The 17,282-nt window shown below is 66.8% G+C and carries 14 protein-coding genes and 1 pseudogene; all 15 read right to left on the bottom strand.

The window, feature by feature from the left end; genetic code table 11:
- Positions 1-973, bottom strand: a pseudogene (locus tag AWC27_RS23620) (secretion protein EspK); the annotation flags it as partial.
- Positions 974-1,129: 156 nt separating this feature from the next.
- A complete protein-coding gene (locus AWC27_RS23615) occupies positions 1,130-1,477 on the bottom strand; it encodes a YbaB/EbfC family nucleoid-associated protein (protein ID WP_085672703.1) in 348 nt (115 codons plus the stop codon).
- Positions 1,474-2,862 (bottom strand): EspB family ESX-1 secretion system-associated protein, encoded by a 1,389-nt coding sequence (espB, locus tag AWC27_RS23610; RefSeq protein WP_085672702.1) that lies wholly within the window; start codon positions 2,860-2,862, stop codon positions 1,474-1,476. Before espB ends, AWC27_RS23615 begins: the two co-directional genes overlap by 4 nt.
- 119 nt (positions 2,863-2,981) lie before the next feature.
- The gene (eccE, locus tag AWC27_RS23605) at positions 2,982-4,370 is read right to left on the bottom strand and encodes a type VII secretion protein EccE (protein WP_085672701.1); all 1,389 of its coding nucleotides are present in this window, start codon (positions 4,368-4,370) and stop codon (positions 2,982-2,984) included.
- A 7-nt stretch (positions 4,371-4,377) separates the two neighbouring features.
- On the bottom strand, positions 4,378-5,727 hold the full coding sequence (gene mycP, locus AWC27_RS23600; RefSeq protein WP_085672700.1) for a type VII secretion-associated serine protease mycosin: 1,350 nt from the start codon (positions 5,725-5,727) through the stop codon (positions 4,378-4,380).
- Between the two features lie 171 nt (positions 5,728-5,898).
- Positions 5,899-7,749 (bottom strand): type VII secretion AAA-ATPase EccA, encoded by a 1,851-nt coding sequence (gene eccA / locus AWC27_RS23595; RefSeq protein WP_085672706.1) that lies wholly within the window; start codon positions 7,747-7,749, stop codon positions 5,899-5,901.
- Entirely contained in the window at positions 7,749-9,287 is a 1,539-nt protein-coding gene (gene eccE / locus AWC27_RS23590) for a type VII secretion protein EccE (RefSeq protein ID WP_085672699.1), read from the bottom strand. Before eccE (AWC27_RS23590) ends, eccA begins: the two co-directional genes overlap by 1 nt.
- Complete coding sequence (gene mycP / locus AWC27_RS23585) at positions 9,284-10,915, bottom strand: type VII secretion-associated serine protease mycosin (protein WP_085672698.1); 1,632 nt, start codon at positions 10,913-10,915, stop codon at positions 9,284-9,286. Before mycP (AWC27_RS23585) ends, eccE (AWC27_RS23590) begins: the two co-directional genes overlap by 4 nt.
- Entirely contained in the window at positions 10,912-12,402 is a 1,491-nt protein-coding gene (eccD, locus tag AWC27_RS23580; RefSeq protein ID WP_085672697.1) for a type VII secretion integral membrane protein EccD, read from the bottom strand. Before eccD ends, mycP (AWC27_RS23585) begins: the two co-directional genes overlap by 4 nt.
- On the bottom strand, positions 12,402-13,379 hold the full coding sequence (locus AWC27_RS23575; RefSeq protein WP_211281701.1) for a MinD/ParA family ATP-binding protein: 978 nt from the start codon (positions 13,377-13,379) through the stop codon (positions 12,402-12,404). Before AWC27_RS23575 ends, eccD begins: the two co-directional genes overlap by 1 nt.
- A 37-nt stretch (positions 13,380-13,416) precedes the next feature.
- Positions 13,417-14,250: an ESX secretion-associated protein EspG gene (locus AWC27_RS23570; RefSeq protein WP_085672704.1), complete on the bottom strand. Its 834-nt coding sequence runs from the start codon at positions 14,248-14,250 to the stop codon at positions 13,417-13,419.
- A 75-nt stretch (positions 14,251-14,325) separates the two neighbouring features.
- A complete protein-coding gene (locus AWC27_RS23565; protein ID WP_085672696.1) occupies positions 14,326-14,616 on the bottom strand; it encodes a WXG100 family type VII secretion target in 291 nt (96 codons plus the stop codon).
- A 42-nt stretch (positions 14,617-14,658) separates the two neighbouring features.
- On the bottom strand, positions 14,659-14,985 hold the full coding sequence (locus AWC27_RS23560; protein WP_085672695.1) for a WXG100 family type VII secretion target: 327 nt from the start codon (positions 14,983-14,985) through the stop codon (positions 14,659-14,661).
- Positions 14,986-15,220: 235 nt separating this feature from the next.
- Positions 15,221-15,730, bottom strand: coding sequence for a pullulanase (locus tag AWC27_RS23555; protein WP_085672694.1), 510 nt, complete (start codon positions 15,728-15,730; stop codon positions 15,221-15,223).
- 18 nt (positions 15,731-15,748) lie between these two features.
- A complete protein-coding gene (locus AWC27_RS23550; RefSeq protein ID WP_085672693.1) occupies positions 15,749-17,197 on the bottom strand; it encodes a CCA tRNA nucleotidyltransferase in 1,449 nt (482 codons plus the stop codon).
- Between the last annotated feature and the right edge of the window lie 85 nt (positions 17,198-17,282).

Here is a 17,282-nt window from a genome sequence, read left to right as displayed (position 1 = left end):
GAGTCGGGGCTGGGGCCGGGTGCACCGGGGCCGGCGCCGGCGCGGGCTCCGGGGTCGGTGCCGGGGCCGGGGTGACCGGGGTGATCGGAGTGACCGGCTGATTCGGGTTTGGCCGTGGATTGACCGGAGTGATCGGAGTTACCGGGGTACCGGGAGTTACCGGCGTCACCGGGTTTACCGGGGTCACCGGGATTATCGGCGCCGGGTTGACCGGGGTGATCGGGCTAATCGGAGTCGGGTTCAGTGGGTCGAACGGCGTCGGCGGTACCGGTTCGAACGGAGTCGGGTTCACCGGGGTCACCGGAGTACCGGGAGTAACCGGGGTATAGGGGTTGGCCGGCACCGGTTCGAATGGCGTCGCGGGTGGGATGACGGGCGACGGCCCATTCGGGGTCGGGACGACTATCGTCGGGACCTCGGGCGTCGGCGGGGTCACCTGGTGGAGCAGATCCGCGAGGGCATTGTGCGGCGGTTTCCAATTCTTGGATGCCAGCACCTGTTCGGCCGTTTCAGCAACCAGGCTGGTATTGGCATTGTGGGTGGCGCGGACCAATTCATTGACCGCGGCTTGCCGCTGCTCAGCCTCCAAATCGGGGTCGTTCTCCAGAATGCTTATTTCCCGTTGCGCGCCGTCGACGTTGTTGCCGATATCGGATTTTGCTTGCGCGATCAATCCGGCGATATGGCGATGCCAGGTAATGACGGTGGCAAGGTAATCCTGCAGCGTGCTCATTTCATTGAGGTTGGTGCCCAGTGCGCCATTGGCGGCATTGGCGGCACCGCCCGACCAGACCCCACCTTCGAAGATTTCCACCTGCTGGCGCTTAGCCGCATCCATGACGTCGGTGACCTGGCGCAGCAGCTGGTTGTACTCCTGCGCACGGTCGTAGAAGGTGTCCTCGTCGGCTTCCGGCCATCCACCGGGCTCGAGCATTTGACCGGCGTACTCGCCCGTCGGCCTTGGAATGCCCATCGCTACTTTCCTTCCAACAACGTCATGCTTAACCAGCCTAACCGAGGTTATGGCCTGCTAGATGCGGCAATTTGGTGGAGCAATGCCGGGCGCTGAACGGTCGACAAGGCAAGCGAGGGCGCGCGGCGCCCTCGCTTGAAAGTGACCAGAAAAGCTTTAGCGCAGCCCGTGGTTCATCGTCTTGGACATGGCCTCCAGCGCCGCGGTGAGTTGCTGGCCCGCCGCGTTGTTGTACGCGCTCGCCGTGGCTTGGGCATTCTGCAGCGCCTCGTTGACGCGGGCGCCGACCACTTCGGCGCCCACCTCTTTGATCAGGCCGTCGTCAATGCGAACACCGGTGAGCCATTGGTGCCCATTGATCGTGACTTCGACCGTTTTGGCTTCATCGGTGCCACGGAAAGACCCCGTGTTCATTTGGTTAAGGGTGCCGTCCAGGGCCGATTGGAACTGTCCTGCGAGGGCCAATACCTGCGCTACGTCTGGCGGAATTTCGTAGAAACTCACTTTGACTCCTTGCTGTCTTGGCGGCGGCGTTGACCGATGACGGCCTCGGTCCATTCTCTGTCTTCGGTGTAGAGCGCTTCGTCGTCACCGGTTGCGCCCTTGGATTTGGACCCTCCCCCGCCCTGGCCGTGCCCGCCCATCGGCATGCCCATGCCGCCGCCGCCCATTCCACTGCCGGTGGGCGCCTTACCCGCGCCCACGCCGCCAATGTCGCCGGCCGACGCCGGACGTACGGATTCGCCGTCGATGCCGGTCGCGGGCGCCATCGGCATTGACGGCATACCGCCGCCCCCACCGCCACCACCCAGCGACATCGGCTTCACGCCCAGTTCCCCGGATAGGTTCGCCGCGGCCTCGCGCCCGGCGGCGGTCAGCTCGGCCGCGGTACCGGCCGGCATGCCGCCGCCGGCGCCGGCACCCGTCATCGGGGCCATCGGAGCCATCGGCGTGGTGCCGCCGGTGCCGCCCGAGCCGTCGCTCGGCGGCATCAGGAAGCCCGGGATCAACCCTTGCGCCTGCGGTGGTGGCGGCGGGTCGATCTTGATGGCGCGCGGCGGCTTCTCGGGATTCACCGGTTCCAGCTCGGCCTTGGTGTTGTAGTCCTTGAGCACCTTCTCCGAGGTCTGCTGGTACTCGGCGTAGAGCTTGATGGCCTGCTCTTGATACTTGGGGTCTTTCGACATCTCCTCGAGCTTTGTGATGTCGGCCAACGAGGGATGTGCCCGCCTGGCCCACACCTGCAGCTGCGCCATATAGGTGGCTTGCTTAGCCAACCCCGCGGCCAGCTGCGCCATGTACATGATCCACTTCTTCTGCCCGTCCAGCGAATCCTCGCAGGCCGTGGCCGCATCGCCTTCCCAGTTGTCAAACCCGCGGAACCGCCGGATGTCGCCCTGCAGCGAGTAGTTGAGCGCATTCCACCCGTCGGCAAAGCCGGTCAACGACTGGCCCTGGTCGCCCGATTCGAGCTTGGTCGCGGTGGCTTTGAGGTCGCTGAAGTCCGGGTCGCCCGCCGCTGCGATCTTGGGGGTCTCCTGCAGCCCCGCCGAACTGTCGCCACCTTCGCCTACGGTCGACTCTTCGTGCATTGAACCGTCGCCATCGCTATTGAGCGCGGTCGCTGAATCCTCGTCTACATCCCCGTAGGCTTTGGCCGCGTTACGCAGCGAAGTCGCCAACCGGGCGCGCTCGCGTGCGCCTGCCTCCAGGTAGAGCCGCATGTTCTGGGCGGACACGTCCATCTGCTTGGCCGCGTTCTGGGCCGCGGTGAGCGTGCACGGCGGCTGGGGAACATCCGTGGGTGGAACTGCCATCGGGGTTTCCACTTCGGTAGCCCGGTTCAGGATCTCTTGCTGATCCACCTTGACGGTCTGCGGCTGCGACATCTCGGTTCATCCTCCTTAGTGCTACAGCCATTATCGTCGCTGAGCGCCGGGGGTCCATGCACCAAAAAATTCGGCCTGCTCCGGCCCTGCTCCGGCCCTGCTCGGGCCCTGCTCGGGCCCTATTTGGGCAAAGCCATCTGGAATCGGCTCTCCTCGGGCGGCAAAATCCGGCGGATCGGCAGCTCACGGTGCCGCGGCGTGCCGATCAGGTTATGCCGCAGGATCACCCGGTCGATGCCAGGGTGCGGGCCCAGATAGGTCGTCACAGTCGGCCACACCACCTTGGCGACCGGGCCGGTGTGCGCACCGATCAACCGGGCGAATTCCTCGAACTGCGGCGCAACGGTGACAATCGCGCCCGCAGCCGCCGCACGCACGGTGAACTGCGTGAATGTCTGGGCGTCGGGCAAGTTGATGCTGGAGTCGACGTCGTCGAACGGCATGTAGACCGGGCACCGGTTCACCGTCTCCCCGATCAGCACGCCGGCAGAGCCGATTGGGATCTGGCAGTGCCGGTTGGCGACCAGGTTCTGGCCCACCAGGGCGGGCCGCTGGCCACCGAAGAGCCGGGTGAAGCCGCGCGGAGTCTTGGGCTTACCGATCGTGGTCAGTAGGACCGTGGTCTGCGGCGGCATTTCCGGAGCGATCCGCACCCTGGTGATGGTGTGGTCGGCGCGAGCCGACCACCACAAGTCCGGACCGCCGGGCGCGGTGTAGGCGGCGGTGTAGGCCTCGCGCCCCTGGATCATCGACCACTTCTCCCGCACGAAGCCGATGTCGGTGGCGTGGTCGTAGTCGTCGAAGCTGCGCCCGCACAGCGCGTCGACCCCGTGGCCGGCCAGGTTGTCGGCGATGCGAGTCGCCGAGGCCACCAGATACCGGGCCAGTCCGGAGACGCCTTCATCGCGGCGCTGCGCCGACTTTTGCGCGCGTACCGGGTCGGCACGCAGCATGATCCAGGTGCGCCGGTTGGCCGGGGCCGGGTCGGCCCCGATCACCTGCTGGTACAGGTTCACCACGTCGGGCGTGGCGGTGTGGCCGACGCGGTATCCGGCCGACACCACATCGGCCTCCAGGTCCGGACAGTGCACCGCCAGCAGTTCCTGCAACAACCGCGTGTCCAGCACATCGTCGGTGTGAGCCTGCCCGTCGACGATGACCGTTGGGGTGAACGGACGCGACTTGAGCTCGATGACCGCGATGAGGTGCTCGCCACGCCAGCGCACCGCGACGTGATCTCCCGGCTTCACGGTGGCCCCCACCACGGGCTCCGACGGAATGTCCGGCGGCTTACGGCGCCGGCGCAGCCAGGCGAATACCGTTGCCACCCAGCCGGTTACGCGACGGCCGAAGAAGGTGACGAAGGCGATGACGGCCAACACCGCCGCGATCACGATGCCCACCCACCAGTACCGCATGTGCAGGAAGAACAGGACGGCGGGCGGCGCCAGCACCGCAACGATCAACGTGTGGCCGGTGCTGAACCGCAGCCGGACGGGGTTCCTCATGAGCTCATCACCGGCGCCTCATGGCCCGCGCCGTCAACGAACCCAGACCCAGCGCAACCACCAGGCCGACCACCGTCAGCGTCACCACCGTGATCGGTCGACGATCGGGACCTGGCTCTATCACCGGTGGCGGAAGTCGACGAACCTCGTAGGGGATGGTTGGGGCGCCGGCCGGCATATCCCAGGTCAGCGCGGCCAGAGCGTTGATGACGCCGGCGCCGACGAGGTCGTCGACTCCCCCACCGGGGTGGCGCGCGGTGGCGGTGATCCGGTTCATGATCTGAATCGGCGTCAGTTCGGGAAACCGCTGCCGCAGCAGCGCCGCGAGACCTGAGACATAGGCCGCTGCAAAGGAGGTACCGGCGATGGGAACCGGGCCCTCCTTGCCCTGCAACGCGTTGACCGGCTCGCCCCGATCGCCGAGAGCGATGATGTTCTCCGCGGGTGCGGCGACACCCACCCACGGTCCGTGCATCGAAAACGAGCTCGGCACCCCGTTTTGGCCGATACCGCCGACGGTGAGCACCAATGGTGCGTACCACGCGGGTGTCACCACTGTCTGCACCTTGTTCCAGCCGCGCGCGTCGTCGGGCGTGGAGGCGTCGGGCAGTGGGTTCTGCGCGCAGTCGCCGCCGGTGTTGCCGGCGGCGACCACGATCACCGCGCCTTTGACGTTGACCGCGTAGTTGATGGCCGCGCCCAGGGTTGCCTCGTCGATGGGCCGGCTCACCTTGTAGCAGGCCGCCTCGCTGATGTTGATCACGCCGGCGCCCAGATTGGCGGCGTGCACGACGGCGCGGGCCAGGCTGCGGATGGATCCGGCGGCCGGGGTCGCGTTGGGGTCGTTGGGGTTGGGTTGTGAGCCGACGGGTTCGAAGGCCTCGGAGGTCTGGCGCAGCGAGAGCAGTCGCGCGTCGGGCGCGACGCCGATGAAGCCGTCGGTGGGTGCGGGCCGGCCGGCGATGATCGATGCGGTGAGCGTGCCGTGGGCATCGCAGTCGGACAGCCCGTTGCCGGCCTGATCGACGAAATCGCCGCCGGGCTCGGCGGGTACGCGCGGTGACGCGTTGACACCGGTGTCGATGACGGCGACCGTCACTCCGGCCCCGGTGGCGAACTTGTGTGCATCCGACACACCGAGATAGGCATTGCTCCACGGCGGATCGTGAAAGCTGGAATCCGGCAAAACCGTGGGCGCCGAACACAACACACGCTGTTCGGTGGGTTGGTCGGGCCCGGTCACGTCGGGCGGCACCGCGCCGGGATCAATGCTTGGCGGCGTGATCGCGAGTGCGGGCGGGGCGGCTCCGGCGGTCAGCAACGCTAGCGCCACCGTCATCAGCAAGATCCGGTGCACCCCCGAATCACTCCGTTCATTTAGCGGCGTTGGCGTGCGTGTCACGTCTGCGTGCAGTTTAGACGTAACAAGTGCGTAAACGGAGTAGCTCCAGCAATCGAGTGTGCGTGCTGGGCGGGGCTGCTGCTCCGGCGGCGCCGTGGCGTCACTTTCGAAGCCGTGGATGCACACTCAATGCGTTATCGGCACATGCTTTTCCGCGCACGCCTCGCCTACCGCCGTGATCACGTCGTCGGCACGTAGCGTCTGCAGATCCTCGACCGTCACCGAGCCTTTGGCGCTGCGGTGCTGGGCGGCCACCCGCGAATCCCGCAACCGCTCGGCACGCTCGACCACGTTGCGGGCAAAGCGCCCGTTGTGCATGGCGTCGATGCCATGCGTACCGTCGGGTGCGGTGTAGATCCTTAGCGCGGTGCAGGCTTTGGTCAGCGCTTCGGCGGCGGCGGGCTCGATGACGGTGGCGCGGGGTTTGCCGTAGCGAACCGCGATTTCCACCAGTTCGCCGGGGCTGTAGGACTCGAACCGCAGCTTGCGGTTGAAGCGGCCGCCCAGACCCGGGTTGACGGTGAGGAACTCGTCGACTTCCTTCTCGTATCCCGCGCCGATGAAGCAGAAGTCGAACCGGTGCACCTCGAGGGCCACCAGCAACTGGTTGACGGCTTCCATGCCGATCATGTCCGGCCGGCCGTCCTGGTGTCGCTCCACCAGCGAATAGAACTCGTCCATGAACAGGATCCGGCCCAGTGAACGATTGATGAGTTCGTTGGTCTTAGGTCCGGACGCCCCGATGTGTTCGCCGCAGAAATCGGCGCGCTTGACTTCGATGATCTCGGGATGCCGCACGATCCCCAGCCCGGCGTAAATCTTCCCCAGCGCCTCGGCGGTGGTGGTCTTACCGGTGCCGGGCGGCCCGACCAGCAGCATGTGGTTGGTCTGGTTGGCAACCGGCAGCCCGGCCGCCAGCCGCAGCGCCCGAACCTCGATCTGATCCTCGAGCTCGGCGACCGCGCGTTTGACCTCGGCCAGGCCGACCTGGTTGTCCAGCAGCGCTCGCCCCTCCTCCAGGAGCTCGTTGCGGCGCTCCTGGTGCTCGGCCTCGGTGCGCTGCTGGGCGGAGCGCTGGGTGTTCACATCCCACTTGTCGGTCCGGGTTGCGATCGTCTGCTCGTCGGTAATGACCAATTCCAGCGTGGGGTCGGCCAGCGCCTGTTTGGCCGGCCCGATTAGTGCACCGTTGATGGTTGCCTTGGACAACCACACCTGCGCCTTGTGTTCTTCGCCGAGCTGGCGATGGGCCATGCCGCGCACATAGGCCAAATCGGCTGCGATCAACGGAAAGTCGTTAGGATCGATGGCGGTGATCGTGGTGTTGTTGCGGTCACGGCGCGACTGCGTCGGACTCTGGTATGCAGTGCGCACCTCGACCCGGTCGGTCCAATCCAGCGCGACCCGCGACTGGCCGAGGTGCGCGGCAGCATGGGCGGCCAACGCGCAGGTTGCCGCCGTCACCGCGGCCATGATGATGGCCTGTGGCGGTAGTACGGTCGCCGCTACCGAGATGACATCCGGCCAGCGCTGCGCGGCGAACATCAGATACGCCTCGATGTACTGCTGCCACTGGTGATTCTCCCAGGTGTCCAGCAGTACCGGGTCCGCAAGCAGCCCTTGGGCTTTCTCGTACTGTCGATCGTCGATGAGGGCGCTGGCCAGTGCCAGGCCGGCATGAGACGACTCGGTCACCGAGATCGACAGGTAGGGCCCGGCCTTGATGGGCGCCGAGAGGCGTACGCCGAGCCGGTTGGTCTCCCGGTGTAAACGGTTCCCGTAAGCGTAGAGCTGTTGCACCGTCGACAATGTCTCGTCGCCCGCCGCAATCCGGCCCAGCCACGCGTCGGCCATCGACGGGTCGATTTCGGTGGCTTCCCGAAATTGTGCCGCGGCCGCTGCAGTGTCGTTGTCCAACAATGCCATTGCCTGATCGAACCGCTTGCGTGCGGCGGCGGTTGTCGTGCTGCCAGCCATCATGGCGTGTCCACCGTCTCCAATTCGGCGCTGCGCAGCGACACCGGTTCCGACGAGACGTAGCGGTTCTCAGCCCGGAACAACTCCACCTCCACTGTGTGCACCTGGCCGGCTGCTGTCACTTCGATGGTGGCCGGACCCTTTTGGGTGACAACCACATTGGCGCCGCCCCGGTACGGCGTATCCGGATCGCCCACCGAGATCAGCGTATTCGGGCGCGGCGCCGGGGTGAGCGTGCCGTCGACGATGCTGACCGTGGTGCCCGATACCGGTTTGGCCTGATCGCTGACGGCGATGTCGGGCGTTCGAACGCTCGCCCACCGCTGCAGGTTTCGGGTATGCACAGTGACCCGCTCCCCGGCCCCGGCCAGCCGCACCACGATCCGTTTGGCCAACGAGTCGTCGGCGGCGATGTGCACGCGGCTGAATTCGCCCGGATCATCTAGCGGCAACATCAGCCGGTTTCCGCCACCGACCTTGCCGAGCAACACTCCCGACGGCCCGATCGGGACGATGAGCGGACCGGTCAGGGATCCACGCCGGACGCCGCGTAGCACCGGCCGGGGACCGCACAGATTTGCCGCGACGGCCTGGGCCTGCTCACCGGGCAACGTCTGCAGCATGGTGCTCGGAGGCGCGGTCGGTGGTTGCCCGCTGCGCACGGTAAGGGTAGCCGCTGCCGTGCCGTCACCGAAAAGTGTGATGTTCTGAGTGATTCCGTCTGCTCGCATGGACCAGGCCTGTGCCAGCTTTTCGGCGATGACGTCGCCGGGCCGGTACCAGTACGTGGTCAGCCAGCCGCCGTCCCCACGCACCGACCGCCAGCGCCGGTTCAGTACTTGCAGGGCGGAACGCCCTAGCCTGCGCTCCATCTCGACGATATCGGTCGCGGTTGCCACCTTCGCGCGGATGCCCTGCTGCCGCATGGCCGAACAGATCCGCTGCGCGGCCGCCAGGGTCGCGGTGCCGACCGAGGCCCGGCCCTGTAGCGCTTCGGCATTGTCGAGAGCGCGGACGCGCACAATGAGCCAGGTTTCGCGTTGACCCGCATAGGGTGGGGTGCCGATCAGCGTGTCGTACACGCGCGGGTAATCACCCGTGCTGCGGCGCCGCGCACCCGCACTGATCACGCTGAGCGATTCCACTTGCAGCCCAAGGCTTTGCCGCAACAGCGGCTGCAAACCCGTTAGGTCGAAGGCGTTTTCGGTGACAGTTGTGGTCGAACCGGTGAACAACGTCGGCGCATGGGCCTTCCCGAGCAGTTGCACCGCGGCCACGGCCACGCCGTCCTGAAAGCGGACTCCGCCGCCGGTTCGGTCGTTGGCCACCGTGCGGGGCTCGGTCCACTCGATCAGCTGGTTGCGGCGCAGCCACAGGTTTAGCCACGACCACAGCGGCTGGCCTCGCCACGGAACGACGCCGCACACCAGTCCCACCGCCAAACCGGTTGCCGCACCCAAGTATCCGCCGATCGTCCAGCCCATCAGCACGGCTAAGAAGATGCCGACGATGATCGCGAGCCTGGTCGGGGCACTCATCGGTGCCGCCGCGCACGAGCGATCAGCGACGCCACCGCGACAGCTGCCAGCACGACGCCGGCGAAAACGATGGCGATGGTGCGGGCGCGGTGATCCGGCGGTGGCAGTGGTGCGGCAGGCGTAATGATCCGGTTGTGTGCTGACGGCGGAAGCCGTTCTCCCGCAGGCACATCGAATGTCAGCGCGGCCACCGGGTCGACCACTCCGTAGCCGATCTGGTTGTCGACTCCGCGCGGCGGGTTGTGCGCCGTCTGCACGATCCGGTTGATGATCTGGTGTGCCGATAGGCCGGGATACTTGGCCCGGACCAAGGCGGCCACCCCACTGACGTACGCCGCCGAGAAGCTGGTGCCCCAGATCGGCATGTTCTTGTCACCTGGGTGAATCGGCGGATAGCCGTTGACCGGTCCACCGGTTTGCGGCGACAAGCCCATGATGCCGATGCCCGGCGCCGCGGCCGCCACCCAGGGACCGGCCAGGCTCTTGGCCAACGGGGCGCCCGTGTTGTCCACCGCCCCAACCGACAACACGTAGTCGGAGAACCACGACGGCGACGAAACCGTCTTGACCTGATGCCAATCGCGGGGGTCGGCCGGGTTCAACGGATCGAACGACGGGTTCTGAGCGCAGCCGTCCTCGCTGTCGTTGCCCGCAGCGGCGACGATCAGTGCGTCTTTGACGGTGGCGGCATACCAGACGGCGGCGCCGATGGCCGCTTGGTCGAGTGGGTCAGCCGCCGACACGCACGATGTCACGCTGATGTTGATCACCTTGGCACCCATGTTGGCGGCGTGCACGATTGCGGTGGCAAGCGTCGCGATCGAACCGGCCTTCTTGCGCACCTCCGAGTCGCCCGGTCCAGGGTTGACGGGTTCGTAGGCCCGCGAGGACTGGCGGATGGACATGATTACCGCATGCGGCGCGACGCCGACGACGCCGTCGGGGGCGCCTGGCGGCAGCGGGGGTACCTCGGGATCGTCGGGCGCGCCGTTGCCCGGATCCCCTGGGCCGTTGGATGGTTCGTCCGGTGGTGGAGGCAGCGGCGCCGGTTTGGTCTCGGTGATAGTCACCGGGGTGGGCGGCGGTGGGGGCGCCGCCGGCGGTGGCGGTCCGCCCGGCGGCGGTGGTGCCGAGTCGGTCGCCGGCGGGGCCGCCGGCGGCGGGAAGGCCGGGGCACTGGGCATCGGTGCGGGCATCGGGCTGCCTTGCGGGGCAGCTCCGATCACCGAGGCCACGATGGTGCCGTGGGCGTCGCAGTCCATCAGGCCGTCGCCGCCCATGATGTAGTCGCCGCCGGGGACCACCCGTAGCCGCGGACTGGGGTTGATCCCGGTGTCGATGACGGCCACCGGCACACCATTGCCGGTCGAGTACTGCCAGGCCTTGCTGATGTTGAGCATGGTGAAGCCGGGTGCGGTGACGGCCGGATTGGGATCGGCGACGGTGATGGTCCGCGCGCACATGTTGCTCTGCCGCATCGGCTGCTCTGCGGCCGGTTTGCCGTCCGCCGGTACCCGCGCGGGATCGATGCTGGGGGGCGGAATCGCTTGTGCTGCAGGCAGACTCGCTATCATCGCGACGAGCGCGCTGGACAGGACTGCCGCGCAGATGCGCCGGAGTTGGGTCATCGCATGCGCACCCAGGTGAACAATCCACCGATCCAGGCCGCCAACGGAAGGGCGGCGATGATGGCCGCGATCTCTAACCATTCGGCGGTCATGCGCACCAGCGGAGTGAACCTGGTAACCGGCACCAGTAGCGCCGCGATCAGGCCGGCGCCGCCGAAAGCGGCCACTACCAACACGCCCCACACCACCGACTGGCCCGATGAAGCCGGTTCGTGGGCGACGTATTTGATGACACCGGCGCAGGCCGCCGCCGCCGCACCGCATACCAGCGCCACGGCTTGGCGCTTGTCGGCGAACGCACGCCCCCGGCTGATGAAGATCACCACAAACAGCCCGGCCAGTACGGCGGCCGCGGTGCCGCGGTCGTGGCCAGGCATTAAAGTCGCCCACACCGCGGCGGGCAGCGCCAACCCTGCTGCCACGCAGATTCCGGTCAGTACGTGATTGGCGCGTACCGCTGCCGCGGCGATCTGCGCGCCGCGCGGGGTGGTGTCGGGATTGACGTCGTCTTCGGCACTTTCGGCCGCGTCGTTGACCGGCGACACCGCATCGATCGGCAGGCCGGCGCTGCGCCGGAACAAGTCGCGCCCGGTGATGGAGCCGAAGTACGGGGGCCGGATGCGGGCGACCCACAGTGCGATCGTCGGCGCCATGGTGAGCAATAGCAGTAGCGCAACCAGCGTGCACATCCCCAGCCACTGAGCCGGAATCGGCCACCACATCCTGGCGGCGGCGACGATGCCACCGAGTCCGCACAGCGTCACCACCGTCGACGCGATATCGACGTGCCGGCGCGTCGCCGCGGCCATGCCACACGTCAGCATGCAAACCGCGAGCGCGGTGATGAACAGGTGCGCGGCGCCAAGACGGCCCGGCGCGCCGGCGCCAAGGGCAACCGCCAGCAGCGGCACGGCCAGCCACCCGAATCCGTCCAGCATGTCGGTGCGCTGCGGCCACCAGCGCCACACCGCGACCGCGCCGCCGGCGGTCAGCACGCCAACGGTTCCGGCCACCAGCGCGGGGGTCGGCGAATCAACGGAAATACGTTGGCGCACAGCAAGTCCCAGCACGGTTGCCCCGATCATGGCCAGGATCGCCAGCGCCGTGTGCGCGGCGGTCTGCACCGTGACCGGTTCGAAGAGCGACTTGGCGACCCGGGCCAGGCCGGTCGACAGCGACTCGTACTGCGGTTCGAACGACTCGCCCTGGGCCGCCGGCACCAGGGCCAGGGTGGCGCCGTCCTCGACGCCGAGTTCGTCGAGGGTCTTGGTGATATCCAGGCGAACGCCGTTGGCCTTGTGCAGTTCGTAGCCGATGCCGGACTCGAGCCCGGCCAGGCCCCGGCGCTTCAGCTCGTCATTGAGCAGTTCCACGACGTTGTCGATGAAGACCTCGATCGGCACCGACGCCGGATAGACCTGCGAGACAAGGTGTTCGCCGCATACGACGGCGACGGCGCAGCGCGCCGGAAACGAGACCTTCGCCATTAACGCGGCCTGTCGGCATCCGGAATGTACTTGTCGGCCAGGGCTGCGGTGATTTCGAAGAGCCGCAGCCGGGTCTTCTTCTTCAACTCGTGGCGGGTGTCGATGATCCCGCCCTTGGCGAGATACGGGTCATACGGCATGAATTCGACGGTGGCGCCGGATTGGCCGAACCGCTCGGTGAGGTACGCGCGCGCATTCTGGTCGTACTTGTTGCGGCTGTCGTTCAGCACCACCATGCTGCGCGATACCAATTCGTGGTACCCCATCGAACGCAGCAGATCGATCGCGCGCGTCACCGGAAGCGACGTGTCGGCGGTCAAACCAGACACGAAAACCAGTGCGTCGCAGGAATCCAGGACGGCTTTCATCACCGGGTGCTCAAGGTCGTCGGAGGTGTCCACCACAATGACGGTGTGGGTGCGGCGCAGCCGCGAGAGCACTCCGGTGAACATCGACGGAACCAGCGGCCGGGGTTGGTCCGACACGCGGTTCCCGGCCAGCACGTCGAGGCCAATGCTGTTCTGCCCCAAGTGCTCCCGGATATCCGCGTAGCCCTGGACGTCGGTGTCGTTGAGGACGGCCGAGTAGTCGCCCGGCGGGGATTCGTCGATGCGCCCGGCCAGCGTCCCGAAACCGGGTGCCGCGTCGACGGCAACGATGTTGTCGGGCCGGCATTCCCGGAACGCCGCGCCGATGCATGCGGTCATGGTGGTCTTGCCGACGCCACCCTTCCCCGATACGACTCCGATAACGTACTGCTTGCGGATGTGGCGGCGGATCCGTTCCTGCAGTTCCCGGTAGTGCCGTTCGGCTGGCGATTCGCCCAGATTCATGGTGCGAAAGGACAAGCCGTAGATGACCTTTCGCCAGCCGGCGCCTGGCGGAATCTTGCGTGGCGCAACCATATCCGAGATGCGCAGTGTGCCCGACACGGAATCCTGATGCTGGTAACGCGGGGCTTCCCGCTGCAGCTGCATCGATCCGGCTTCTTCTAACACGTGGGATACCCTTCGACTACACGACTTTTCGGTACGAATGCCATTCCTGGTCGGCGGGCAGGCGCCGCAGCATGTGGTTGATCGCGTTGGCGATGTTGCCCTTGGTGCCGGGGGCGACGATCATCCACTTCTTTCCGGCCGAGTGGACGTCCTCGGCGATGAGGCGTCCCTCGGGGGTGTCGATAATGGTCACCGCGCTGCCCTCGATGTGTGTTCGCCGGGTCTGGCCCGTCGCCACTCCGGACTGAATCGCGACGATGGACGCCTGGGCCGATTGACCTGGATCGGTGGCGAGCCGCAACGTGCGCAGCTGATCGGCGTCCAGCCGCTGATCGGCCAGGAAGGTGGCGAATCCATCGTGGCTGGTGGCCGCCGCGCGCAGCGCGTCGGAGTCCAGGGTGACGGGCCGCAGCGGCGCTGCCGTGTTTTCACCGCACAGCCGCGCGATCTGTGCGTTGAGCACCGCGCTGGCCGTCCCTTCGGCGTTGGCGATGCCCGCGCCGCTGATGCGAATGAGATCCGAGGACCGTTCCAGCACCACCCACCACTGGGCGAATCGGGCCAACAGCACGCGCGCCGGCTCCTCGTCTCCGGGAGTGCGGATCTGCAGGAACAGCGCGACGTCGCGCCGAGACAGCACGGTCAGCCACTCCACCACGGTGCTGTCCACCGCGTGCGACTCGTCGACAACACCGGCTGCCTTCAATTCGGCGGTCACGGGATGCGCCAACGCCAGGTGCTTCGGCTCGACGCTGGGCAGGAGTGGACGCAGGCCTAACTCAGGGGCGATGGACTCGATGCCCGTGAGCACTTGCAGGGCCCAGAGCCCGTCGACGGTGGTGGTTAACACGTTGTCCTCAACATAGGCGGCGGGCGCACGCACAGCGTGCGCCCGCAAAGCCTCTTCACAGGTTCTTCGCAGTCGTTACCCGAACAACGTGCCCATCTGCGCGTCGCACGCCTGGGCCATCTCGTCGACGCTGTGCACGGTGTGGGCGTGCCGGCTGACGGTCTGGATCAGGTCCTCCAAACCGTGCAGCATCTGCTGCTGCGCGTCGAAGAAGGCGGTCGCGCCGTGGCCTTGAAAGAAGTCGCCGAGCGCCTGGGTCATATTGAGGACATCGCTGTGGATCTCCATCAACTGCGCCGCTTGTGAGCCGACCTCGCCGGCGAAGCCGACGACGGCGCCGTGGTTGTAGACGATCTGATCTGTCATGAAAGTGCTTCCTTACTGGATAGGTCTGATGGGATGGGGGCTTTAAACGGCCTGGGCGCCGCCGCCGAAGACACCGTTGAGGTTGTGGGCGGCATCGGCCTCGTGATTTTCCATCAGGACCGCGGCCTGACCGAGCCCGTGAGCCAGCCGCTGGCCGCCGTTCATGATCTGCTGCAGATCGTGGTGGATCTGGCCGGCGGTGTTGAGGGACGTGTTGCCGGCATCGCCGGCCCATCCGGTGGCACTGATGATGTTCTCGTGGCCACTGAGGTACTGGTTGGCGATTGCAGCGGCTTCCTGCAGTCGCGTTTCAATGCGCTGCTGAGTGCTTCGCAGCAGTTCCGGAGTGACGACGGTCGCGTTTGCCATAATTTACGTCTCCCTCAATTAATTGCGCTTCCCAGGCCGGGATCTCGGTAAAGCTAGATCAGCTGCAACCTGCTGTCACTTCACCCGTCCACAGGGCCGAACGGCTTCCGAACAGCCTGTTTAGCAGGCACCGCAGTTGAGCGCCCGTCAAACGGTAGCGGATGGTCGCGCATGCCGCCGTGCGAGTTACACCACACCGAGGCGACTCGACCGATCGACAGCAGTTAGCTAGACTTCACAAAGTGGTCGCGCCGTCGGCGCTGCCGTCGCCGTCAGTATCGGTCAGCCGGATGTTCCAGCGGCCGTCGCCGTCGGTATCCACGTATCCGGTCACGCCGTCCTCGCAGGCGCACAGCACGCGGTCGGCGACCCCGTCGCCGTCGGTGTCGAACAGCCGGTCGTCCGGGCTACCGCCGCCGTCGAAATCGACCAACGGACCACCGGTGTGCTCGACGCCGTCGAGGCCGAACCAGCGCACTGAGCCGCGGTGGTCGACGGCCACCGCCCACGTCCCCGATCCGTCGTCGGTGAAGTAGCTTTCCGGGATCCCGTCGTTGTCGAGGTCGAGAACGGCATGATCGGCCGTCCCGTCGCCGTCGAAGTCGGCCAGCGCGTCGTCGCGCATCCCGTCGCCGTCGAAATCCAAACCGGCCGCGTCGAGCCGGCCGTCATGGTCCAGGTCGAGATCGAGCGGGCGGTTCCAAATTGTCGCGGTACCGTCGTCGCCGCCCATGCAGTACTCCACGACTGTTCAGACGCGACGCTACGACTCGGGGTTCCCCCGAGTTTTCCACCAGGCCAACAGCTCAGCCGTCGCTTCCTCGTGTGAAAGCGGCCCGCGGTCCAGCCGCAGCTCCTTCAAAAACCGCCACGCCTCGCCGACCTGCGGTCCGGCCGGAATGTCGAGCAGCTTCATGATCTCGTTGCCGTCCAGATCGGGGCGCACCCGGTCCAGGTCCTCCTGGGCGGCCAGCTCAGCGATGCGCTGTTCGAGCCGGTCGTAGTTGCCCCGCAGTCGCGCGGCGCGGCGCTGGTTGCGGGTGGTGCAGTCGGCGCGCACCAGCTTGTGCAGTCGTCCCAGCAACGGCCCGGCGTCGGTGACGTAGCGGCGTACCGCCGAGTCGGTCCACTTCCCGTCGCCGTAGCCGTGGAAACGCAGGTGCAGATACACCAGCTGCGACACGTCGTCGACCATCTGCTTGGAGTACTTCAGCGCCCGCATCCGCTTGCGGACCATCTTGGCGCCCACCACCTCGTGGTGGTGAAAGCTCACCCCGCCGTTGGGCTCGTGGCGGCGGGTTGCGGGCTTGCCGATGTCGTGCAGCAGCGCCGCCCAGCGCAACACCAGATCCGGGCCGTCATCCTCCAGCGCGATCGCTTGCCGCAGCACGGTCAGCGAATGCTGGTAGACGTCCTTGTGCTGATGGTGTTCGTCGATTGCCATCTGCATGCCGCCGATCTCGGGCAGCACGACTTCACCCATCCCGGTCTGCACCAGCAGGTTGATCCCGGCCACCGGGTCGTCGCCCAGCAGCATCTTGTCCAGCTCGGCGGCCACGCGTTCGGCGCTGATGCGCGCCAGCTGCGGAGCCATCTCCTCGATCGCGGTATATACGCGCGGCGCGACGGTGAAGCCAAGTTGCGCGACGAAGCGCGCGGCGCGCAGCATCCGCAGTGGGTCGTCGCCGAAGGAGACCGACGGCGCCGCCGGGGTGTCCAGCACCCGGGCGCGCAGCGCCACCAAACCGCCCAGCGGGTCGAGGAATTCGCCGGCGCCGTTCGGCGTGACGCGCACCGCCATCGCGTTGGCGGTGAAATCGCGGCGCACCAGGTCGTCGTGGAGGTTGTCGCCGAAGCGCACCTCCGGATTGCGCGACACCTGGTCGTAGGCGTCGGCGCGGAAGGTGGTGATCTCCAGGCGGTAGTCGTCTTTGCCGGCGCCGATGGTGCCGAATTGGATACCGGTGTCCCACATCGCGTCGGCGAAGGGTCGCACGATCTTCTGCACCTGCTCGGGGCGCGCGTCGGTGGTGAAGTCGAGGTCTGGGCTTAGCCGGCCCAGCAATGCGTCACGCACCGAACCGCCGACCAGATACAGCTCGTGACCCGCGGAGTCGAACGCCGTGCCCAGCTCACGCAGTACTGCGGCGTGCTGATGCAGGGTGACCGCGGCAGCGGTCAGCAGCTCGGCATCGTGGGCGGCATGAGACACGTTCGATGAGCCTAATGGGAATCAGATCGGTGTGCCGTTGACGGGTATTTCTTGCTCGTCGGGGAGGCTGGTCAACCGAGCCGCT

Source organism: Mycobacterium szulgai (assembly GCF_002116635.1).
Taxonomy (GTDB): Bacteria; Actinomycetota; Actinomycetes; order Mycobacteriales; family Mycobacteriaceae; genus Mycobacterium; species Mycobacterium szulgai.
This window is presented reverse-complemented; position numbering and strand designations above follow the sequence as displayed.

Coding starts and splice junctions, on each gene's coding strand:
- espB (WP_085672702.1), bottom strand. CDS start 2,862: ATGTCGCAGCCGCAGACCGTCAAGGTGGATCAGCAAGAGATCCTGAAC.
- eccE (WP_085672701.1), bottom strand. CDS start 4,370: ATGAGGAACCCCGTCCGGCTGCGGTTCAGCACCGGCCACACGTTGATC.
- eccA (WP_085672706.1), bottom strand. CDS start 7,749: ATGGCTGGCAGCACGACAACCGCCGCCGCACGCAAGCGGTTCGATCAG.
- eccE (WP_085672699.1), bottom strand. CDS start 9,287: ATGAGTGCCCCGACCAGGCTCGCGATCATCGTCGGCATCTTCTTAGCC.
- mycP (WP_085672698.1), bottom strand. CDS start 10,915: ATGACCCAACTCCGGCGCATCTGCGCGGCAGTCCTGTCCAGCGCGCTC.
- eccD (WP_085672697.1), bottom strand. CDS start 12,402: ATGGCGAAGGTCTCGTTTCCGGCGCGCTGCGCCGTCGCCGTCGTATGC.
- AWC27_RS23575 (WP_211281701.1), bottom strand. CDS start 13,379: ATGCAGCTGCAGCGGGAAGCCCCGCGTTACCAGCATCAGGATTCCGTG.
- AWC27_RS23565 (WP_085672696.1), bottom strand. CDS start 14,616: ATGACAGATCAGATCGTCTACAACCACGGCGCCGTCGTCGGCTTCGCC.
- AWC27_RS23560 (WP_085672695.1), bottom strand. CDS start 14,985: ATGGCAAACGCGACCGTCGTCACTCCGGAACTGCTGCGAAGCACTCAG.